At 61.4% G+C, this 22,037-nt stretch carries 20 protein-coding genes and 1 riboswitch; of the genes, 14 read left to right on the top strand and 6 right to left on the bottom strand.

From position 1 onward, the window contains the following. Positions 1-194 precede the first annotated feature (194 nt). On the bottom strand, positions 195-1,955 hold the full coding sequence (aceK, locus tag MRS74_RS16080) for a bifunctional isocitrate dehydrogenase kinase/phosphatase (protein WP_254581296.1): 1,761 nt from the start codon (positions 1,953-1,955) through the stop codon (positions 195-197). Between the two features lie 171 nt (positions 1,956-2,126). On the opposite strand from aceK, the gene pfkA reads away from it, so the two are divergent. The 3 genes from pfkA to MRS74_RS16065 all read left to right on the top strand — a co-directional run bounded on the left by pfkA (position 2,127) and on the right by MRS74_RS16065 (position 5,095). Further along, positions 2,127-3,128: a 6-phosphofructokinase gene (pfkA, locus tag MRS74_RS16075; RefSeq protein WP_254581295.1), complete on the top strand. Its 1,002-nt coding sequence runs from the start codon at positions 2,127-2,129 to the stop codon at positions 3,126-3,128. Positions 3,129-3,173: 45 nt separating this feature from the next. Beyond that, positions 3,174-4,346: a cell division protein ZapE gene (gene zapE / locus MRS74_RS16070; protein WP_254581294.1), complete on the top strand. Its 1,173-nt coding sequence runs from the start codon at positions 3,174-3,176 to the stop codon at positions 4,344-4,346. 107 nt (positions 4,347-4,453) lie between these two features. Further along, positions 4,454-5,095 (top strand): DUF502 domain-containing protein, encoded by a 642-nt coding sequence (locus MRS74_RS16065; protein WP_254581293.1) that lies wholly within the window; start codon positions 4,454-4,456, stop codon positions 5,093-5,095. Between the two features lie 9 nt (positions 5,096-5,104). On the opposite strand, the gene MRS74_RS16060 is transcribed toward MRS74_RS16065, so the two are convergent. From MRS74_RS16060 to MRS74_RS16050, 3 genes are all read right to left on the bottom strand, one after another. Next, a complete protein-coding gene (locus MRS74_RS16060) occupies positions 5,105-5,578 on the bottom strand; it encodes a Dps family protein (RefSeq protein WP_254581292.1) in 474 nt (157 codons plus the stop codon). A gap of 116 nt (positions 5,579-5,694) precedes the next feature. After that, a complete protein-coding gene (locus MRS74_RS16055) occupies positions 5,695-6,339 on the bottom strand; it encodes an MBL fold metallo-hydrolase (protein ID WP_254581291.1) in 645 nt (214 codons plus the stop codon). Between the two features lie 91 nt (positions 6,340-6,430). Next, positions 6,431-7,297, bottom strand: coding sequence for a CHAD domain-containing protein (locus tag MRS74_RS16050; protein WP_254581290.1), 867 nt, complete (start codon positions 7,295-7,297; stop codon positions 6,431-6,433). 104 nt (positions 7,298-7,401) lie between these two features. Here MRS74_RS16050 and MRS74_RS16045 point away from each other — a divergent pair, with 104 nt between their 5' ends. The 8 genes from MRS74_RS16045 (at position 7,402) to atzF (ending at position 17,889) form a co-directional block, all read left to right on the top strand. Next, positions 7,402-7,662 carry a DUF5062 family protein gene (locus MRS74_RS16045; RefSeq protein WP_254581289.1) on the top strand — a complete coding sequence of 87 codons (261 nt, stop codon included), beginning with the start codon at positions 7,402-7,404 and terminating at the stop codon, positions 7,660-7,662. Between the two features lie 181 nt (positions 7,663-7,843). Continuing rightward, a riboswitch (guanidine-I (ykkC/yxkD leader) is annotated at positions 7,844-7,944 on the top strand. 65 nt (positions 7,945-8,009) lie between these two features. After that, a complete protein-coding gene (locus MRS74_RS16040; RefSeq protein ID WP_254581288.1) occupies positions 8,010-9,050 on the top strand; it encodes a putative urea ABC transporter substrate-binding protein in 1,041 nt (346 codons plus the stop codon). A gap of 38 nt (positions 9,051-9,088) precedes the next feature. Further along, positions 9,089-9,910, top strand: a complete 822-nt coding sequence (locus MRS74_RS16035) for an ABC transporter permease (RefSeq protein WP_254581287.1) — start codon at positions 9,089-9,091, stop codon at positions 9,908-9,910. Then, on the top strand, positions 9,907-10,689 hold the full coding sequence (locus MRS74_RS16030; protein ID WP_254581286.1) for an ABC transporter ATP-binding protein: 783 nt from the start codon (positions 9,907-9,909) through the stop codon (positions 10,687-10,689). The genes MRS74_RS16035 and MRS74_RS16030 overlap by 4 nt, the downstream gene beginning before the upstream one ends. A gap of 25 nt (positions 10,690-10,714) precedes the next feature. Continuing rightward, positions 10,715-11,437 carry an urea amidolyase associated protein UAAP1 gene (locus tag MRS74_RS16025; RefSeq protein ID WP_254581285.1) on the top strand — a complete coding sequence of 241 codons (723 nt, stop codon included), beginning with the start codon at positions 10,715-10,717 and terminating at the stop codon, positions 11,435-11,437. Positions 11,438-11,569: 132 nt separating this feature from the next. Continuing rightward, positions 11,570-12,211: an urea amidolyase associated protein UAAP2 gene (locus MRS74_RS16020; RefSeq protein ID WP_254581284.1), complete on the top strand. Its 642-nt coding sequence runs from the start codon at positions 11,570-11,572 to the stop codon at positions 12,209-12,211. A gap of 267 nt (positions 12,212-12,478) precedes the next feature. Continuing rightward, on the top strand, positions 12,479-16,096 hold the full coding sequence (uca, locus tag MRS74_RS16015; protein WP_254581283.1) for an urea carboxylase: 3,618 nt from the start codon (positions 12,479-12,481) through the stop codon (positions 16,094-16,096). Then, the gene (atzF, locus tag MRS74_RS16010) at positions 16,093-17,889 is read left to right on the top strand and encodes an allophanate hydrolase (RefSeq protein WP_254581282.1); all 1,797 of its coding nucleotides are present in this window, start codon (positions 16,093-16,095) and stop codon (positions 17,887-17,889) included. Before uca ends, atzF begins: the two co-directional genes overlap by 4 nt. A 9-nt stretch (positions 17,890-17,898) precedes the next feature. Here atzF and MRS74_RS16005 read toward each other — a convergent pair whose 3' ends face one another. Next, positions 17,899-18,288: an aldehyde dehydrogenase family protein gene (locus tag MRS74_RS16005; protein WP_254581281.1), complete on the bottom strand. Its 390-nt coding sequence runs from the start codon at positions 18,286-18,288 to the stop codon at positions 17,899-17,901. A 134-nt stretch (positions 18,289-18,422) separates the two neighbouring features. Beyond that, entirely contained in the window at positions 18,423-19,157 is a 735-nt protein-coding gene (locus MRS74_RS16000; protein WP_254581280.1) for a helix-turn-helix domain-containing protein, read from the bottom strand. A gap of 133 nt (positions 19,158-19,290) precedes the next feature. On the opposite strand from MRS74_RS16000, the gene MRS74_RS15995 reads away from it, so the two are divergent. The 3 genes from MRS74_RS15995 to MRS74_RS15985 all read left to right on the top strand — a co-directional run bounded on the left by MRS74_RS15995 (position 19,291) and on the right by MRS74_RS15985 (position 21,756). Further along, a complete protein-coding gene (locus MRS74_RS15995; protein ID WP_254581279.1) occupies positions 19,291-19,941 on the top strand; it encodes a PspA/IM30 family protein in 651 nt (216 codons plus the stop codon). Beyond that, complete coding sequence (locus MRS74_RS15990) at positions 19,938-21,332, top strand: hypothetical protein (RefSeq protein WP_254581278.1); 1,395 nt, start codon at positions 19,938-19,940, stop codon at positions 21,330-21,332. The genes MRS74_RS15995 and MRS74_RS15990 overlap by 4 nt, the downstream gene beginning before the upstream one ends. A gap of 244 nt (positions 21,333-21,576) precedes the next feature. Continuing rightward, positions 21,577-21,756, top strand: a complete 180-nt coding sequence (locus MRS74_RS15985) for a hypothetical protein (protein ID WP_254581277.1) — start codon at positions 21,577-21,579, stop codon at positions 21,754-21,756. Positions 21,757-22,037 lie beyond the last annotated feature (281 nt).

Here is a 22,037-nt window from a genome sequence, read left to right as displayed (position 1 = left end):
CCAAGCCGATACTGCCGGTCGATTCATCAGGTGAAACCACTTGATAATCAACCATATACTTCCGACTTGTCTTTCGTGCTGCAGCCGCTGTTGCTTGGCTGTGCCTCGAAAGTGGGGCCATTTTACTCATGAGAGATCTGGTGTCAACAGAGCTGTCACATTTATTTAATCGGGCCGTCACGCACGCCTGAATGCTAATTGAATTCGCGCCCCTGCGAAGCCCCTGTACGGGCGAAACGCTTGATCTGCCGATAGGGAAACAGGTCGACAATTTCCCCCTCCCGTACCTGCTGCTGCATCCGTTGCCAAAAGGAGGCCTCCAGCAGATCGCCGTGCAGCTCGTTGAAGAGGCGACGCACCTTGGCATTGCAGGCCGTAAGGATGGTGAACTCCTCCGGAAAGACATCATTGGGGCTTATGGAGTACCAGGGTTCACCCGACATTTCCTGCTCGGGATACATGGCCTCGGGAATACGCCTGAAGTTGCAGTCCGTCAGGTACATGATTTCATCGTAATCGTAGAACACCACCCGGCCGTGGCGTGTCACGCCAAAATTCTTGAACAGCATGTCGCCGGCAAAAATGTTCGCTGCAGCCAGCTGCTTGATCGCCTTGCCGAATTCGTTGATGGCATGGAACAGGTCCGGCTCATCATCATTCGCCAGCGCCCTGTCGATATAGATATTGAGTGGCGTCATGCGACGTTCCGCCCATAGGTGACGAATGGTAATCAGGTCACCGTCAATCTCGATGGACGATGCAGCGACCTTTTGCAACTCATCAATAAGCGCCTGCGTGAAGCGGCTACGCGGAAACAGGAAGTTGGTGAACTCCTGGGTATCAGCCATGCGTCCGGCCCGGTCGTGACGTTTTACCAACTGATACTTCTCTTTCACCGTAGCCCGTGTGACATTCTTCGACGAGGAGAAGCGGTCCTTGATCAGCTTGAACACCACCGGAAACGACGGCAGTGTAAACACCGTCATCACCATGCCCTTGATGCCAGGGGCTATGACGAACTGATCGTCGGACGCCTCCAGATGGTCCAGAAAACTGCGGTAGAACTCCGCTTTGCCCTGCTTGTAAAAGCCGATGGAGGAATACAGTTCAGCCTTCGACTTCATCGGGATCAGGGTATGCAGGAAGCCGATGAATTCGGACGGTACATTTACATCCACCATGAAATAGGAACGGGTGAAACTGAAAATCACCGAGACATCATTCTCTTCCAGTATCAGCGTGTCGACATAGACGGCGCCTGCACCGTTGTGCAGCACCGGCAGGATAAACGGCATGGCACCGCCGGCGTAATTGATACGCCCGACGATATAGGCGCCCTTGTTGCGAAAGAACATGCTGCGCATGACTTCGACTGTCACCTCCTCCTTGGCAATATCGATGAAGGGAATGTACTTGCGTGCATGGCGCGCCAGGTTTCGAATATCGCGCCGCCGGTTTTCCCAGGGAATATTGAAGGCATAGTCATCCAGCAGCTGTCCAAGCAGCGCCACCAGCCCCCGTTGCGTGGAGTACAGGCGGCAAAACTGCTCGCCGGACTTGATCGGCTTACCCTCATACGCGGAGCGAATGAACATGAGCGCATCATCCAGCTCGTGGTGTCGGAAGACTTTGAGATAGATGGAGTTATAGAAAGTCTCTGCCAGTTCCGGATCATTACGTTGCTGAATTTTCAGCGCATAGCAGCGTTTGGCGTCGTGCCAGAGTCGCGCATCGTAGACCACCTCGCCCAGCTGTTCGACAATCGCCCGCGCTGCCTCCTCGGTATTATCCTCATACAGATCGATACGCGCCGCGCCGGTTCTCTGTATGGCATGCCAGTCCGCTTTTTCAAATCGTAACTGCGCCACCGCAGTAATGTTCTGAAAACGGGTGCGGTAATCGGCAAACTTTTCCAGCACCGCATCGGCGATGCGTTCGGCGAACTGGCCGCTCATCTGTCTGGCATCCTTTATTCAATCCCCCAACGCGGACGACGATCTGCCCCTGCCCCTATGGGCTCAATGGCAAAACCCTGACAATGTAGTTTAGCCGACCTCTGGTGCAAACCTTTATGCTCAGTCCGCCTCATCTATAGTTCAAACAGATCAGACACTCAGGTGCGCCCCATGTATCAGCTACCCAGCCCCAGCGCCATTCGTTCGCTCGATGCCATTGGCGTACTTACCAGCGGTGGCGATGCGCCTGGCATGAATGCCGCCATTCGCGCCCTGGTGCGTACGGCGCTGAATCAGGGCATCAAGGTCTATGGCATTCACCGCGGTTACAGCGGTTTGCTCAGCGATGACATGCGCAGGCTTTACTCAGGTTCGGTCAGCAACATCATTCAGCGCGGCGGTACCATTCTCAAAAGCAATCGCTGCGAGGCCTTCAAGGATCCGCTCATGCGCAGTCAAGCCGCCGAGGTGTTAAAAACGAATGGCATCCAGGCACTGGTCTGCATTGGAGGTGATGGTACCCTGACCGGCGCGCACTGGCTTGCCTGCGAACATGATATTGCGGTGATCGGGGTGCCCTGCACCATCGATAACGATATCCATGGCACCGATGACAGCATCGGCTTTGACACCGCAGTCAATACGGCGCTAGGTGCCATTGATCGCATCAGGGATACAGCGCTGTCCCATGAACGGCTGTTTCTGGTTGAAGTCATGGGGCGTGACTCCGGCTTCCTTGCCACGCAGGTCGGCATCGCCTGCGGCGCCGAAATGACCCTGATTCCTGAACGCAAAGTGGATATCGGCGCCATCGCTTCCACCCTCGCCAGCGCGCGCAGGAAAGGTCATGGATCCAGTGGCATCATAGTGGTGGCCGAAGGCGCAGAGCCAGGTCTCACCGTACGCCTGGCCGATCGGCTGCGTCAGTGTGGAGAGGAGCCCCGCATCTGCATTCTCGGCCATATCCAGCGCGGTGGCAGCCCCAGCGCCCACGATCGCGTGCTGGCATCCTGCATGGGTGCGACGGCGGTGAACTACCTGCTGGCCGGTTCTAGCGACATCATGGTGGCTGCTGTCGGCCGCGATCTGATCGCGGCCCCACTGGCCGACATTATAGGCCGGCGCAAGCATGACCCCAGGCTTTACGACCTGGTGATGCAGCTGCACAAATGACCCGGCGCTGGGTTATCATCGCGGGACGTCGCACCCGAGGATGTCATGACACCCATTCAACGCTATCAGGCACAGCTCGACACACCCGGTTTTACCCTGGATAGCGCACAACAGGGTGCCATCGAACAGCTTGAGCAACTGCACCTTGAGCTGGCCCGACCCAGACCCGCCTGGCAATGGCGCAAGCCGGCACCCCGGGGGCTTTACCTCTGGGGGCCGGTGGGCCGTGGCAAGACCCTGTTGATGGATATCTTTCATGCCGCACAGCAACCGGGCACCGCGCTGCGTCTGCACTTTCACCGATTTATGGCCCACATACACCGCGAGCTGGCGCTGGAATCAGGCAAGGCCGATCCGTTGCGACATATCGCCCGTCGCCTGGCGCGGCAATATCGGGTGCTCTGTTTCGATGAAGTCCAGGTATCGGACATTGGTGATGCCATGCTGCTCGGACGCCTGTTTGAGCAGCTGCTGCACAGCGGCGTGACCCTGGTGGCCACATCCAACCGGCCACCCTGCGAGCTGTACCGCGACGGCCTGCAGCGCGAACGTTTCCTGCCGGCCATTCGCCTGCTCGAACAAAAGCTGCACGTACAGGCACTGGATGGCGGCAGGGATCACCGTCGGCGCCCCCAGCCGCAGGCGGATGTGGTGCTGCGTGCGCCCGCCGACGCACAACTGGCCAGGCACTTTGCCAACCTCACGGGCCTTGCTGCCACTGCCACTGACGGCGCGCCCGGGCAAGCGCCGGCAAGGTCGCAATTAATAACTCTGTGCAATCGCCCGGTGACAGTTCATGCCACGCACAGCGGGGTGCTGTGGCTGAATTTTTCCGCTCTGTGCCAAGGGCCACGCTCATCACTGGATTACATCGAACTGGCGCAGCGTTTTCACACCCTGCTGCTCAGCGACGTACCGGTTTTCCGAGGCCCCGTGCGCGAAGGCATCAAGGCCCGGGGCACTGAAGATGGCAGTTTCACACCCACCACGACGGGTAACCGCCAAGTGCGCTGGAGTGCCATGGATGATCCGGCACGGCGCTTTATCAGTCTGATCGACGAACTCTACGACCGCAACGTGAAGCTCTATCTGTCGGCCGAGGCAGAACCGCAAGCGCTGTACCGACAAGGCCAGCTACAGTTCGAGTTTCAGCGCACCCTGAGCCGACTGATCGAAATGCAGTCACAGGATTACCTGTTGCGCCCGCACCGCCCCTGAACCTGCGGGGGTACAAAACTACGGTCATCATTGATTCAGTCGCCGGCCGTTAGGCTGTGACATACCAAGACCTGCAGACGCCGGAACCATAGGATAAGTCGGAACTCATGATCACATATTTGATGCGCCTATTTTTCCAGGGACTGCTGCTGCTGTTGCCAGCGGTACTGACCACTTACCTGGTCTACCTGATTTTTACTGCCCTGAATAAAACCCTGTTCTACGCGGTGGGTGCGCTCACCAGCCAGCTCTTCCCGGGTGTCGAGTCCGGCTGGCTGGTGACCCTGACAGGCATCGGCGTCACCTTTGGCATCATCATGCTGACGGGACTGGTCGCCTCGAATTACCTGGGCAAATATTTGCTCGGACGCATCGATGCGCTGCTGGATCGCATCCCGCTGTTCAAGATGCTCTACAGCTCGCTGAAGGATCTGTTCGGCGCCCTGCTGGGAGATCAGAAGCGCTTCGACACGCCGGTACTGGTCAGCGTTACCGAGGACGGGGCGGTACGCCTGATGGGGTTTGTCACCCAGCACTCCATGCAAGACTTTGGGCTGGAAGACGATGTTGCAGTCTATCTGCCGCAGTCCTACAACTTTGCCGGCAACCTCATCATCGTGCCCAGCTCGCGGATACAGCGCCTGGATGTGCCCACCGCCACGGTAACGGCTTTTCTGATCAGTGGCGGTGTTTCCAACACTTCGAAGCCCTGCAACCGCACTGACTCAAGACGTCAGGGCATCGGATAACCTGAAAGATCAGGCCATGCTGCGCAGCATCCAGGCAGTTTTTTCGTGGATGCGCATGCGATCCGACACCAGCGATGCGGTGGACTCATCGTCTGCGGCCTGCGCCACTTTCAGCACGTCGCGACAGGTACGCACCACCTGCTCATGACCCTGGGTCAGCAACTGCACCATCTCGCCCGCCAGCGGAACACCATCAACTTCCCTGATGGAACTCAGGCTCGCGTAAGCCTTGTAGGTTCCCGGCGCCACCGCACCCAGGGTGCGGATGCGCTCGGCCACTTCGTCCACCGCCAGCGCCAGCTCGTTGTACTGCTCCTCGAACATCAGATGCAGTTCGCGAAACTGCGGGCCTGTCACGTTCCAGTGAAAATTGTGCGTCTGCAGATAAAGCGTGTACGAGTCGGCCAGCAGACAACTCAGGCCATCGGCAATGGCCTTGCGCTCGATTTCCGGAATGCCGATCTGAATGGTCTGGTTGCTCATGCGCTTAACTCCTTGTCTGACTGAGTGTGCTGTATTGTTAGAGCCAGTATAGGTGCCGACCTTTGATAGATAAAATTAACGATTTAAATGCAACCAATTGCCTTAGGCTATATTAGTTAGCCGTAACGCTTGTCGGAGACAAAGGGGTTGTTGCGCCGCTCTTCGCCGAAGGTGGACATGGGCCCGTGCCCCGGAATAAAGGCAACCTTATCCCCCAGCGGCAGCAACTTGTTGCGAATGGAGTCAATCAGCTGCTGATGATTGCCCTGGGGAAAGTCGGTGCGCCCGATCGAGCCCTGAAACAGGACATCCCCCACCAGCGCCAGCTCGCTGGCCTGGTGATAAAACACCACATGACCTGGCGTGTGTCCCGGGCAATGCAGTACCTGCAGCTGCTGATTGCCCACTGTCACGACATCACCGTCGTCCAGCCAGCGATCGGGCGTAAAGGACTCGACGGGCGGAAAACCAAACATCCGGCTCTGCTGATCCAGCCCCTCAATCCAGAACAGGTCACCCGGATGCGGCCCTTCGATGGGAATAGCGTGCCGGGTCGACAGTTCATGGGTGCCACCGGCGTGGTCGATATGGGCATGGGTTAGCAGGATTTTCTCCACCACCACGCCGAGCTCATCAATGCGGGCCTGTATTCGCGCCAGATCGCCACCCGGATCAACCACAGCGGCCTTGTTGGTTTCTTCGCACCAGATCAGAGTGCAGTTCTGCTGAAAGGGTGTGACCGGGATAATGCTGTATTTCATCGTGTGCCTGCCATGAGCCCCGCAGGTCTGCCCGGATTCGATTCCGATCGACCAGGAGGTTCCAAAGTACTGAAGGCCTCCAGTATACCGATCAGCGGGATCGCTGCCAGTGCTCGAAACGGGCACGGACAAAGCGTTTGGGTTTCGACGCAAAGACCTTGTCACCGTGGTGCAGGGCCCGCGTGCGCAAGGATCTGCGCCGCTGCTGCATAAGCCGGCGCAGCAACAGGCGGTCATCGAGCCAGAACAGCTCTGCCCTGGACTCAATCTGCAGTTCCAGCATGTCGAGATCGTGCAGCTCGCCCAGCCGAGCGCCGAGCTGTCGCAGGTGCTTGCGCAATTTCTCATCGCCGCTGCCTGCCAGCAGGTCGAGCTGGTACAGCAGCTGTTTTACGACCTTGCGCCATTCGTGCATAAGAATCATGGCGTCATCGGCCCGTACCTGTCGGTTCAGCCGTCTAGCGCGACCATATTGCCGCTTCAATCTGCCGCTCAGATGCCGCAGGCGCAGCGACCCGATCGGCCAGCTCCGGACCTGGTGGCGCATCAGTCTGAGTTCTTCCACCGCGGCATCCAATGGCGGATGCTTGGATACGCCAGCCGGCAAGGCGCGCTCGAAACCTGTGCTGATCCGCAGCCGCTGCTCAGGATCTGGATCGGACAGCAGCAGACCCGACAGCAGTGTCAGCCCCACGCTGGCATCGCGCGATCCGGCATAACTATCGGCCAACGCCTTGCAGCGCGCCTGCCCGGCGCGGTACGCCGGCTCCCCCATCGGCTCCCGAATGAGCAGCAGCAGCGCCCGTATCCGTTTCATGCCGACCCGCAACTGATGAATGCTTTCATCGCCATCATCCAGCGGTTTGGCGAGCTGTCTCCCGACGCGTTTCAACTCGCCACGGGCGGCTTTTGCAACCTCCTTCGGCAAGGGCCGGGAGCGCCTTATCCTGAATGCCATCACCCTTCTCCAACTATTCTTTTGCAGCCATTAAAGCTTAGCCGACAGGGCCGCTCGCGAGTGCTACCCTGTTAGCGAATAATGCCCCGGAGCAGGAGGTCATCATGAGTCGAGAAAAGCAGGAAGCCGAGCTGGTGCGAGAGGCGATCCGAGTGGGCGGACTCTACATGCAAAAACGCGGCGCCGGCGAATTTGAAGCGACCGACAGCGCCAGTGAAAAAACCCGGGCTTTGTACCGCCTGCTGGTCAAGGATCAGCTGATCCAGCCACTGGCCAGGGATCAGGAAAACGAGCGCAACATGAAACACAAACTGGCCCTCTGGATCGAACGCCAACTGCCGGCCGGACACCCGCTTAAGTCCTGAGTCACGCACTGATACAGCACATAACGCACCAAAAGGGAGCGATTTAGCTCCCTTCCTCGCGCACTCCCCCGTCCTGAAACGACTTAACTCTCTGTTTTTACTTATTTTCGTGCGATATGGCCCAATTATTGAAGGGTTAGGTTGTCCGTACTCTTGGCAATACTGGACACTCACAATCTGGCAAATAGAGCGCTAGGGTTCCGACTTCGCAAGGAGTGACTGGTCCGAGAGCACTCGACCTTTCAGCGAAAGGTTACACGGCGGGACAAAAGCCCGGGAGACTCGACTGGCGGTATTGCCAAGAAGACTCCACGAGCACGCTATGTAACCAAACTGAGAGGTACGCCATGCTGCGACTCACCGTTCTACTTCTGTCCCTCGCGCTTTCGAGCCAGAGCTTTGCCCGCGACAGTTTCAAGGTCTGCTGGTCCATCTATGTCGGCTGGATGCCCTGGGCGCAGGCGGCGGAACAGGGCATCGTCAAGAAATGGGCAGACAAGTACGACATCGATATCGAGGTCGTGCAGATCAACGATTACATCGAATCGATCAACCAGTACAGCGCCGGCGGTTTCGACGCCTGCACCATGACCAACATGGATGCGCTGACGATTCCTGCCGCCGGTGGCGTCGACAGTACCGCGCTGATCGTCGGCGACTTCTCCAATGGCAACGACGGCATTGTGCTCAAGGGCTCCGACTCCCTCGCCGCCATCAAGGGCCAGACCGTCAACCTGGTCGAGCTGAGCGTCTCCCACTACCTGCTGGCCCGCGGTCTCGACAGCGTTGGTCTGCAGGAATCCGATATACAGGTAGTCAACACCTCCGATGCCGACATGGTCGCGGCCTACAACACCGATGACGTCAAGGCCGTCGCCACCTGGAACCCGTTGCTGAGCGAGATCACCACCATGCCGGACAGTCACCAGGTGTTCGACTCCTCCCTTATTCCCGGCGAAATTATCGATCTGCTGGTGATCAACACCCACACACTCAAGGCCCATCCGGCACTGGGCAAGGCCCTGACCGGCGCCTGGTACGAAATGATGGCCACCATGAGCGGCCACGATGAGGCAGCTATCGCCGCTCGCGACGCCATGGCCACAGCCTCTGGCACGGATCTGGCCGGCTACGACGCCCAGCTCGCCAGCACCAGGATGTTCTACGCCCCGAGCGAAGCCCTGGCACTGACCGAAAGCGAAACCCTCATCAAAACCATGCAGCAGGTCGCCGAATTTTCCTTCAACCACGGGCTGCTGGGCGAAGGTGCCCCGGATGCCGGCTTTATCGGCATTGAAACCCCGGCCGGCACCTATGGCGACAGCAGCAATATCCAGCTGCGCTTCGACCCGTCCTACATGCGCATGGCCGCCGAAGGCTCCCTGTAACCACCAGGGGCGCCGTCGAGCGCCCCCAAGGACATCGCATGAAACGACTCATTAACCTGACGCCGGCCAGCCCCTGGCATCTTTTACTGGCGCTGCTGCCTTTCGCCCTGCTGCTGGTGCTCTACCTGCTGGGTTCCGATGCACGACTCGAGGCCAATCCGAACGACAAGCTGCTGCCAAGCTTCAGCCAGTTCGGCGAGGCACTCGGCCGCATGGCGCTGGAACCGAGCAAACGCAGCGGGGAATACCTGTTCTGGGCGGACACCGCCAGCAGCCTTGCACGCCTCGGTATCGGCATGTCCGTCGCCGCGGTGACGGGCCTGCTGCTGGGCCTCTTCACCGGCGCCCTGCCGCTGGTGCGTGCGCCGCTGTCGCCGCTGCTGACCGTGATTTCGCTGGTGCCGCCTCTGGCGTTGCTGCCGATCCTGTTTATCGTCTTCGGCCTCGGCGAACTGTCCAAGGTGGTACTGATTGCCGTCGGCATCACACCTTTTATCGCCCGCGATATCCAGCGTGCGACCCAGCAAATCCCATTCGAGCAGCTGGTCAAGGCCCAAACCCTCGGCGCCAGCACGCCGCAGATCCTGATCCGGGTACTGCTACCGCAACTGCTGCCCAAGCTGATTGATGCGGTACGACTCTCCCTTGGCGCCGGCTGGCTGTTCCTGATCGCCGCCGAAGCGATCGCCGCAACCGATGGCCTGGGCTATCGCATTTTTCTGGTACGGCGCTACCTCGCCATGGATGTGATATTGCCCTATGTCGCCTGGATCACGCTGCTGGCCTTTGCATTCGACAGCCTGCTCGCCTGGACAAACCGTCGCCTGTTTCCCTGGTACGCCCAAGGAGGCCAATCATGATCGAAGCCCGCAATATCTGGAAAGAGTACGGTGACCAAGTCGTTCTTGAACGCATCAACGTGAAGGTTAATGAGGGCGAGTTCATCACTCTGGTTGGCGCCTCCGGCTGTGGCAAGAGCACCTTCCTGAAGTTGCTGCTAGGCACAGAAACGCCCAGCCGCGGCCAGCTGCTGCTTGATGGCACACCGGTACGTGACGAGCCAGATGCAGACCGCGGTATCGTGTTCCAGCAATACTCGGTGTTTGCGCACATGACCGTGATCGATAACGTCCTGGCAGCCTGTGCCTTTGCTCGCCCAGGCCTCACCGGCCATCTGTTTGGCCGTGTCCGGCGCGATGCCTGCGTCCGGGCCCGGCTAATGCTGGAGCAGGTGGGCTTGAGTCATGCCCTGGACAAGTATCCTCACGAACTGTCGGGCGGCATGCGCCAGCGTCTGGCCATCGCCCAGGCACTGATCAACAAACCCCGCATCCTGCTGCTCGACGAGCCCTTCGGCGCCCTGGATCCAGGTATCCGCGCCGACATGCACCGGCTGGTCACGGACCTGTGGCGCGAACACAAACTGACGGTATTCATGGTGACCCACGATCTCAAGGAGGGTTTCTACCTGGGCACAAGGCTTTGGGTCTTCGACAAACTGCGCCACGACCCCCAGGCCCCGCAGGCATATGGCGCCAGCATCACCTATGACCTGCCCATCGATCAGCAGCAACTCAGGCCTGCGCTTTCGCACGAAGAGCCACTGCCCCAGGTACTGCACCTGGCCACCAACCCTTGACTGCGATGCAAATGGAGACATGATAATGACAACCCCCCTGTATCAGACCCGCATACCGGCCGGCAGCCACTGGTCGCTGCGCATGCGCCGGGGCACAGAGATGCGCCTGACCGATCTCGACGGCAACGCCAATATCGGCATGCTGCTCTACAATCCCGACAATCTGCTGGAGCGCTATAACGCGCCGGATACGCTGAAGTGCCAGCACACCTTCAAGCTGCAGCGCGGCAACTGCCTCTATTCCGACATGGGCCGCATCTTCTGCTCGATCACCGATGACAGCCTCGGCTGGCACGAGACCGTCTGCGGTAACAGCCGCGCCGAACAGGTCGCCGAGCGCTGGGGCCTGCGTGACTACCAGCATGACCGCAATGACTGGCACCAGAATGGCCACGACGCCTTCCTGGTGGAGCTGGCCAAGTACGGTCTCGGCCGCGCAGACCTGGCCGCCAACGTCAACTGGTTCAGCAAGGTGGCGGCCGACGCCGAAGGGCGTCTGACACTGGTCGAAAACCACAGCCGGCCAGGAAGCACCGTCACGCTGCGCTTCGACATGGACACTCTGGTGCTGCTGCACAGCTGTCCGCATCCGCTGAGCCAGGCTGCACAATATCCAACCGCCGCCGTGCAGATCGAGCTGGCCAACGCCGCCCCGGTCAGCGAGGACGATTATTGCGTCAATTTCCGTCCCGAGAACCAGCGTGGCTTTCGTAACAATGCCCTCTACCACCTTGGCCACGGCATTTAACCCAACCCTAAAGTCGATCGGAATTATGCGAAATCCCGGGGGCTCGCCTTGGCCAGAGGCCACTGACGAAGCATCCCTGCATCACATTGATTGCCGGGTATTTGCATACCGTTCCGATAAAGGAGATTCACCATGCTGACTGAAAGCCCACGCCAGCCGGAACAGGCGTCTCGGCGCACCATCGTCGGCGCCGGCGACTATTATATCGGCCTGCTGAAAGCCGGCCAGGTACTGCGCATCCTCGATCTCGAGGGCAACCAGGCCGCCGACACCCTGTTCTTCAATGCCGAGGATCCGAGCGAGCGCTACAGCGCCACGGACACCATACGCGAGCAGGCTGGCGTTTATCTCACGACCGCCAGCCAGTTGCGCTCGAATGAGAACAATGTGCTGCTCGAGATTGTCGCCGACACCTGCGGCCGCCACGACACCCTCGGCGGCGCCTGTGCCAGCGAGAGCAACACGGTACGTTACGACCTCGAAAAGCGCTGCATGCATGCCTGTCGTGACAGCTGGATGCTGGCCATCAACGAACACCCGGAATACGGCCTGCACAAGCGCGACATCAGCCACAACATCAACTTCTTCATGAACGTGCCGGTCACCGAGGAAGGTGGCCTGACATTTGAAGACGGCATTTCGGCGCCTGGCAAATATGTCGAGCTGCAGGCGCGGATGGATGTGCTGGTGCTGATATCCAACTGCCCGCAGCTGAACAATCCATGCAATGGCTACAACCCCACGCCTATCGAACTGCTGGTCTGGAATAACTGATGACGCCGACGGCGAAGAATTGCGAACAGAAACGGCCTCAACCGAGTTCAGCACGCGACGATAGAACTGTGCGTGCGGGACAGCTGATACAGACCCGCAACCGGGATTGACGACCGGCAACAGCTTCCTGCACCTCCAGCAAGCGATGCTGGAACGGCTGACCCGGGGAAACTGAGCACACAACGCCGATACCGAATCACGAACGCCTCTTCAGTGGACGACCACTGTCGTACTCACCGCACGGGACGGCCCGTGACAGGACCTGCGATGTTTACCAAAGTACTGATCGCCAACCGCGGCGCTATCGCAACGCGTATTATCCGTACCCTGAAACGCCTCAATATCGGTGCAGTCGCGGTGTACGCCGACTGCGATGCCGACAGCCTGCATGTGCGCCTGGCCGACGAAGCCTATAGCCTTGGCGAGGGCGGCGCCGCCGAAACCTACCTCAACACCGACAAGCTGCTGCAGATCGCCGCCGACAGTGGCGCCCAGGCCATCCATCCGGGTTACGGCTTTCTGAGCGAAAATTCAGGCTTCGTGCGTCGCTGCGAAGCCGCCGGCATCACCTTTGTCGGCCCCGCGCCGGAACAGATGGACACCTTTGGTCTCAAGCACCGGGCGCGCGCCCTTGCCGAAGCGGCCGGCGTACCACTGCTGCCCGGCAGCGCCCTGCTGCAAAACCTTGACGAGGCCCGCAGCGAGGCCAGCCGTATTGGCTATCCGCTGATGCTGAAAAGCACCGCTGGCGGCGGTGGCATCGGCATGCAGCTGTGCCACGGCGAGGACGATCTGGTCGCCGCCTTCGACAGCGTGCGGCGCCTGGGCGCCAACAACTTCGCCGACGACGGCGTCTTCCTGGAGAAATTCATCGAACGGGCGCGCCATATCGAAGTACAGGTGTTCGGCGATGGCGCAGGTAACGCACTGGCCCTGGGCGAACGCGACTGCTCCAGCCAGCGCCGCAACCAGAAGGTGGTCGAGGAATGCCCGGCGCCGAACCTGGCCGACAGCGCCCGGGCGACACTGCACGCCACCGCCGAACGGCTGCTGGCACAGGTAGGGTACCGCAACGCCGGCACCGTCGAGTTTATTTACGACAGCGACAGCGGCGATTTCTACTTCCTCGAGGTCAACACCCGGCTACAGGTCGAACACGGTGTCACCGAGGAAGTCTACGGCGTCGATCTGGTCGAATGGATGCTGCGCCAGGCCGCCGGCGAGGCGCTCGCACTGGATCAGCGACGTCCGACGCTGGCGCCCCGCGGCCATGCCATACAGGTGCGCGTCTATGCCGAAGATCCCAGCCAGCGTTTTCAGCCCTGTGCCGGGCTGCTGAGCGAAGTGCGGTTTCCTCAGCAACACGGGCTGCGCATCGATCACTGGATAGAAACCGGCATCGAGGTACCGCCCTTCTTCGACCCGATGCTCGCCAAGATCATCGTCCACGGCGAAGACCGCGCCGACGCGCTCAAGCGACTGGCATTGGCCCTCGACGACAGCCGCCTCTACGGCATCGAAACCAACCTTGGCTATCTGCGGGCACTGTGCCGCGATCCCGTGCTGGCGCGCGGCGAGGTGACCACCCGCTACCTCAACAACTTCCGCCATGCCCCGGCACGCATCGACGTGCTGCAGGGCGGCACCCAGACGACGATCCAGGACTGGCCGGCGCGCCAGGGCCACTGGGATGTCGGGGTGCCGCCATCAGGCCCTTTCGACAGCTACTCGTTCCGCCTCGGCAACCGCCTGCTCGGCAATCCGCAGGGCACCGCCGGCCTCGAGATCACGCTGCAAGGCCCATTGCTGCGCTTCCATAGCGACACCCGCATCCTGATCGCCGGCGCCCCGATCGATGCCCGCCTCGACGGCGAGCCGCTCGAGCCCTGGCAGCCGGTCAGGGTTGGCGCCGGCCAGCAGCTGCAGCTCGGCCGCATTGAAGGCGGCGGCGCACGCAGTTACCTGCTGATCGCCGGCGGGCTGGACTGCCCCGAGTACCTGGGCTCACGCAGCACCTTTACCCTCGGCCAGTTCGGCGGCCACAACGGCCGCGCGCTGCGCGCAGGCGATGTGCTGGCACTCGACACCCAAGTCGTTGCAGGCGCGCCTTTGCCGCTGCCGGCAGGGCTGCGGCCCGACATCGGCCACGACTGGCAGCTGCGGGTCATCTACGGCCCCCATGGCGCACCGGACTTCTTCACCGCCACCGACATTGCCACCTTCTTCGATACCGACTGGGAGATCCATTACAACTCCAGTCGCACCGGTATTCGCCTGATCGGTCCCAAACCCGACTGGGCACGGCCGGACGGTGGCGAGGCCGGCATGCACCCGTCCAACATTCACGACAACGCCTACGCCTTCGGCACCGTCGACTTCACCGGCGACATGCCGGTAATCCTCGGTCCCGACGGCCCCTCGCTCGGCGGCTTCGTCTGCCCGGCTACGGTGATCCAGGCCGACCTCTGGAAGCTCGGCCAGCTGCGCGCCGGCGACCGGGTGCGTTTCGTGCCGGTCTCGATCGACGATGCGGTGGCGCTGGAGGCGGCGCAGAACGCCAGTCTCGCCGACGGCGACAGCGCAGCCGTGGCCTGGCAGCCGATTGCGCCCGACACCCCGATCCTGGCGCGACTCGAGGCCGCAAAGTTCGGCGACGAGATCCTCTACCGCGCCGCCGGCGACCACTTCCTGCTGGTCGAGTATGGCGCGCTCGAGCTCGACATCCGGCTGCGCTTTCGCGCCCACGCACTGATGCAGTGGCTGCAGCAGAACCCGCTGCCGGGACTGCGCGAGCTGACACCGGGCATCCGCTCGCTGCAGATCCATTTCGACAGTCAGCAACTCAGCCACCACAACCTGCTGGCGCACCTGCAGCGTGGCGAAGCAATACTGGCCCGGCGCCTCGAGGCACTCAGCGTGCCGTCGCGCATTGTCCATATCCCGCTGTCCTGGGACGACGAGGCATGCCGGCTGGCGATCGAGAAATACCAGCAGTCGGTGCGACGCAACGCCCCCTGGTGCCCGAGCAATCTCGAATTCATCCGCCGCATCAACGGCCTCGACAGTATCGATGACGTCAAACGCACCATCTTCGAGGCCTCTTACCTGGTCATGGGCCTCGGCGATGTCTACCTCGGCGCACCGGTGGCCACGCCCATCGACCCGCGCCACCGCCTGGTCACCACCAAGTACAACCCGGCGCGCACCTGGACCGCCGAAAACTCGGTCGGCATCGGTGGCTCCTACCTCTGCGTCTACGGCATGGAGGGTCCCGGTGGCTACCAGTTCGTCGGCCGCACGCTGCAGATGTGGAACCGTTACCGTCGCACGGCGGATTTCGAGCAGCCCTGGCTGCTGCGCTTCTTCGATCAGATCCGCTTCTACGAAGTCAGCGCAGACGAACTCAAGCACATCCGTCGTGACTTCCCACAGGGGCGCTATCCGCTGCGCATCGAGGAGACCTGCTTCAGCCTCGCCGACTACCAAGCCTTCCTGACCGACAACCACGACGGCATCGTCGCCTTCACCGCCGCGCGACAGCGGGCCTTCGACACCGAACTGGCGCACTGGCATGCGTCGGGGCAGTTCAACTACCAACCGGAGGACGTCGCGCCCGACACCGCTGAACACCGCTGGCCGGAGGACCACATCGCCGTCGACAGCCCGGTCTCCGGCAGCCTCTGGCAGGCCGAGGTGGCCGTGGGCGATGCGGTCCGTGCCGGCCAGCCGCTGCTGATCCTTGAATCGATGAAAATGGAAATCCCGTTGCTGGCGCCCTGCGACGGCACCGTGACCCAGGTGCTGATCAGTGCCGGCGGCCGGGCACAGGCAGGCCAGCCCCTGGTCGTACTGGACGCCTCGAACGAACTGGAGCATACCGCATGATTGACATGACCCTTGCGACCCTTAGCGCCGCCTACGCAGATGGCACCACCCCGGCCGAGGTTTTCGCCGATATCCGCCGTCGCTGCGCCCAGTACCAGGACCGCAATATCTGGATTCACCTGCTGAGCGAGGCCGAGCAGCGGCCCTACCTCGAGGCACTGGCCGGCAAGAACCCGGACACCCATCCGCTCTGGGGCATTCCTTTCGCGATCAAGGACAATATCGACCTGGCCGGCATTGCGACCACCGCCGCCTGCGAAGCCTTCGCCTATACACCCGACAGATCCGCTTTCGTCGTGGCGCAACTGATCGAGGCCGGCGCCGTGCCGGTCGGCAAGACCAACCTCGACCAGTTCGCCACCGGGCTCAACGGCACCCGCTCGCCCTGGGGGCCGTGCCGCAACGCCTTTGATCCGGACTACGTCAGCGGCGGCTCCAGCGCCGGTTCCGCCGTCGCCGTGGCGCTGGGCCTGGCAAGCTTCAGCCTGGGCACCGACACCGCGGGCTCCGGTCGGGTGCCGGCCGGCTTCAACAACCTGGTTGGACTCAAGCCCAGCCGCGGCCTGCTGTCCAACAGCGGCATGGTGCGCGCCTGCCGCAGCCTCGACTGCATCAGCGTTTTCGCGCTGACCACCGATGACGCCAACGCCGTGCTGGCCGTCGCCGAAGGCATCGACACGGCGGACGAATACAGCCGCGCCAACCCCTTTGCCAACCGCGCGCGTCACTACGGCCGCCGGCAGGGGCCGGTACGCGCCGGTATCATCCCGCCCGATCAGCTCGAATTCTTTGGCGACGAGGACTATGCCCGCGCCTATGGTGAATCCCTGACGGCGCTGGCGGATCTCGGCTTCGAATTCACCGAGGTCGACTATGCACCCTTTCTGGAGGCGGCCCGGCTGCTGTACGAAGGCCCCTGGGTGGCCGAGCGCTACCTCGCCACCCGGCCGCTGATCGAAGAGCAGCCCGAGGCCATGCTCGAGGTGATCCGCGCCATCATCGAACCCGGCGGCGAGCCCCGCGCCACTGCACTCTTTGCCGCCCAGTACCGGCTCGAAGCGCTGCGCAAGGCCTGCCTTGAACAGATGCAGTCGCTGGACTGCCTGCTCACACCGACCACCAGCCGGCACTTTCGCATCGACGAGATGCTGGCCGACCCGATTCGCCACAACAGTGAACTGGGGCAGTACACCAACTTCGTCAACCTGCTGGATTTCTGCGCCCTGGCCGTTCCGACGACTTTCAGCGCCTCTGGCCTGCCGTTCGGCATCACCCTGGTCGCCGACCATTTCAGCGACCGCTCGCTGCTCTCGATCGGCAACCGCATCCAGAGCGCGCTGGGGCTGCCGCTCGGCGCCACCGATACCCCGCTGCCATCCCTGGCCTCGACACCGGTCGGCAACCGCGAGCGCATCGAGGTGGTGGTCTGCGGCGCCCATCTGGACGGTCTGCCATTGAACTGGCAGCTGACCGAGCGCGCTGCCAGCCTGCTCGAGCGCACGCAATCGGCACCACACTACCGCCTCTACGCACTGGCCGGCGGCCCGCCACTGCGTCCGGGGATGGTGCTCGCTGAAACCGGCGGAGCCGCCATCGAGGTGGAGGTTTGGTCGGTCCCGGCGGCCGAGTTCGGCAGTTTCGTCGCCGGCATCCCGGCGCCGCTCGGTATCGGCAAGGTGCAGCTGAGCGACGGCCGTTGTGTCAGCGGCTTTATCTGCGAGCCCTGCGGCCTTGAGGGGGCCGAAGACATCACCGGCTTCGGCGGCTGGCGAGCCTGGCTCGCCAGCCGCTAGCTCGGCGCGTCAAAGCAAGATGGTGGTATTGATGCCGGCAGATTCGTGTTCCGGCTCGAACCTGCGCGACCTGACGGTCTTGGTCTGGGTGCAGAACTGGATCGCCTGCTTGCCGCTGGAGCCCCGCTGCCGGCGACACCAGCGGCCCGCGGTCGGCGTCTTGCCCTGTTCTGCCGGATGAGGTCCTGCAACCGCAGCATGATGCGCATCCGCTACCCGCCGCCAGACGGCAAAGGCCGTCTTGGCGCTGGCCACCGCGCGGTCGACGTCAGCCTGGGTCGCGCAGGGCACCCGGACCACCACCCGCCGGGTGGCGGGATTGCGCACCTGGTGCCAGTCGGCGCTTGCCGAGCGCACTGCCTTGCCATCAATAAATAGGGGAATTTCTCTTATTGTCATTGCCCTGCCCCCACAATGCGAAGCGGTGGTTAGCGGCTTTCTATTGAGAGTTGCAGGTTGGAATCAGGCTTGCTCATTCCGACATCCAGCGCCCGTGCTGGCGCCTTTAGGCTCCGGCACAGCCCGCGGCAACCTCAGTTCTTCAGAAACGGCTGAGAGGGCGCGAACTCCCACTCCCGCAAGGCCAGCAGAACCCCGGTGTTATGGCGTTCCTCCAGCGGCCGGCCGGCGTCCTGGCGCTGCAACTCGGCAATTTCCTGACTCAGCGCCTCGAGGCGCCGGGTGATCAGGCGACGCGAGTGCTCACTGAGCAGACCGGTGAAAAAGCGCCGGGTGTCGCCGCCATGGCGAAAGCTGCCGCGCAAAAACTGCTGCTGTACTTCACGTTCGAAATAGCGCTCGATCGGCCCCCCCGGAATCCAGCTGAAACGCTCATCGATACGCAGCTTGATGCGGTTGTTCGGCAACAGGTCGATGATGTGCAGCCGGTCCAGCTTCGCCAGACAGCGGATACAGTCGGTCTCGCGGATATTGTATCGACCGGTGATATCGGCATAGCCCAGATGATTCTGCACGAAGACGGCCACCATCAGCAGCAGCGGATCGGCCACCAGTTCACGCTCCTGATCCTCGGTCAGCCGGGTGATATGCGAGCGCGAAGCTTCGAACAGCTGAAACAGCTCCGACAGGTCCATCTGCATCAGCTGGCATATCTGCTCGATCCGCGCCAGCGAAAAGCGCTCACTGGCGAACTGCCGCTTGACGTTGGCCTCACTCATGCCAAGACCCCGGGCCACATCGGCATAGGTCAGGCCGCTGGCGCGCAGGGTCCGTTTAAGTGTCGATATAATCGCTTCAGTTTGCGCCACTGACGTCTCCCTCCTAAAAAGTATTGATTTAGTATACCTATTGGAGACGAAATCAGTGCTTTAACCAAAGTAGTTTATTAATACGTTATTCAGGCAAAGAATGTCTCTGAACCCATAGCCGGAGCCCTGCACCATGTCATTGATCAAGCGCTTGTCCGCTACCTTTATAGCCCGCCTGGATGGCCTCGTCGGTGAAATCGAGGATCACGAAGCCGTTGTGCAAACCAGCATTGATGAAATGCGTCACAGGGTGGCGCAGGCCCGGGCACGGCTGAATCAGATGCAGCGTGAAGAGGCTCAACTGCAATCGCGCATTGCCACACTGCACGAGGATGAGCAACGCTGGGCGGAACGCGCCAAAAGCTGCGCCAGCACAGATCCGACTCGGGCCCTGGCCTGTATCGAGCGCCGCCAGCAATGCAGGGCCCAGGCCGAACATCTGGCCCAAGGGCTGATCAGCTACCGCCAGTCGGCAGCCCGTTTGTCACGGGATGTCACCGACAGCGAAACGCGCCTGCACGCACTGAGCAATCGTCACTCGATCATGCGTGCCCGTCAAAGCGGTACCGCGGCCCGCGTCGCTACCGCGCCAGACAGTGAAGGCTCCCTGCGCGACCTGGAAACCAGCTTTGAGCGCTGGGACCTGCGGCTTAGCGAGCAGGAACTTCGCATTGGCGATATCAGCCTGGAGGACAACCTTGACGATGTCTTCAGCCGCGATGAGCACGATACCCGGCTGCGCGCCGAGCTTGATGCCTTGCTGCAGCAGGAGGACGCAAAATGAACCAGCATCCCGACCCCTGGCTGCCCACCGCAGCACCCGCCATGGCAGCGCCCGATACAACAGCGCCCAATACAACTACCGATGCCCATAACCTCGCTTTTAATCAGGCCCCCGCCACTGCCACACCGCTGATGCAGCGCCTGCCCCAGCTACTGCGCCTGGCCGGCGCCACGGCATTGCTGGTCGCCATGTACAGCTTTCTGGTGCAGGGCTGGCAGGACGGCAATGATCTGCTGCGGTATAGCATGCTGCTTGGCCACAGCCTGCTGCTCTGCGGTGTCGGGCTTGCCAGCGGCCACTGGCTGCAGGAGGCCAAGGGTGCTCGCCTGCTGGTCACCCTGGCGCTGACCTCGGTGCCCGCCAACTTTGCCATTCTGGGTGCCTTTGTGTACTCGGCATTTGGCCCGCAGACCAGCCTCAGCCATCCGGACTATGCACTCTGGCAACTTGACTCCCAGAGCGCCACCGTCACAACCGTCATCCTTGCCGTTGCGGCGCTGATACCGGTGATACTGCTGGGGTTTCGTACCCTCGCCCGGGTTCTGAGCACACGCCTGAGCCTCATGTTCATACTGTCCAACGCGATGCTGCTGATTCCGCTGCGGGACCCTGCGTACATGGCGGCGCTCAGCTTGCCACTGGCCCTGCTGATGTTGCTGAACAATGAAAAAACGCAGCAACAGAGCCTTGCTGCCCGAACACCCGACGGTCTGGTCGCCCGGGCGCTCTTGTACCTGCCACTGGTCGTGCTGACCGGACGCAGCCTCTGGTTCTACGATACCGATGCCTTCTTATTTACCAGTAGCCTGGTGATATTGTTTCTGGCAGCGCGCCAGCTCAGCCTGCTGTTGCCGGGCCAGTCAATCACTCGGGGGCTGCTGGAAGTCTGCGGCGGCCTGCTCACCCCCATGATCGGCGTGGGCAGCGCGATCTTGCTGGATGGCATACTCACAGAGTCCCTCCTGCTGCAGCTGGCAGCCCTGATCAGCGCCGCCTTGCTGTACGAAGTGTCGCACCGGGCTCTGATGGCTCCAGGGCTGTACCGCGTAATGGCCATGCTGATGCTGTCTCTTGGACTGATCGTCAACTTCATCCTGTTCGAGGGGCTGGCCACCGCCTTAACGAGCCTGGCTATTGGATTGGTACTGGCCCTGATAGGCCGTCATTATCGCCAGCTTGCGCTCTATGGCACCGGCCTGGTACTGGCCGCAGTGAGCCTGATCTATCAGCTGTACCGGATGCTGCAGGTGTTCGACCTCAGTGGCTGGATCAGCCTGGCCGTGCTCGGCATGCTCGCCATTGTGATCGGCTCAGTGCTGGAGTCCGGTGGTGGGCGTATTCGTCCGCGACTGCTGCTCCTGCGCCGGCACTTTGCCCACTGGGAGCTTTGATGCAAAACCTTGCCCGGCATGGCCGCCCGGGCAAGGATTATCAAAAATGCCCCGCAAGCTCCCTGGATTTCAGTGCAGTTTCAGCGCGGTTTCACAAAGCCGCGCTATAACTGGCGGCCATGGAGAGATTATCTTGATGCTCCAGTGATCCTAATCAAAGCGAATAGCGTAACAGTTACCACAGCGACGAGCCGAACAGCCCTGGAATCGAACCCTTTAGATTAAGCGAACAAGAGGCGCGGACATGATTAGCACCCGACTGATGCAGCTAGTGCGATACCTCGGACTGATCCGTCAGTCACACCGGGCAGCACCCAAGGCATTCCTGCAGCGGGCCGTGGACCACAACGACGCCCAGATGAGTCCTGTACAGCGTGCCACCGCCAGAGCCGCCCGCAAGAACCCCTGGATTTTGGCAGGCTGACAGCCAGGTCCTTTTCAGCCACGAGGCTTTGCATACAAGGCCGACCTGAGACTTCAGTCACCGTTACAGTACCGCCGCAAATAGCCCCAGAATAATGACCGGCAGCATGAGTGACCAGCTCCCAACAGGAAATTTTCCCCGTAGAACGCACAGAGTGAAGGCCTCTTCCCACGGCAAGTCTCAGTACAACGCCCGATAGCAGGAGCGTTATTCTCATAGCCGTCAGAAAACCGGTTTGTAATCTTTGTCGGCCATTGCCGGCGCCGCCACACTAAGGTGGA

The organism is Marinobacterium sedimentorum, from assembly GCF_024267675.1.
In the GTDB taxonomy this organism is placed as follows: Bacteria; Pseudomonadota; Gammaproteobacteria; order Pseudomonadales; family Balneatricaceae; genus Marinobacterium_A; species Marinobacterium_A sedimentorum.
This window is presented reverse-complemented; position numbering and strand designations above follow the sequence as displayed.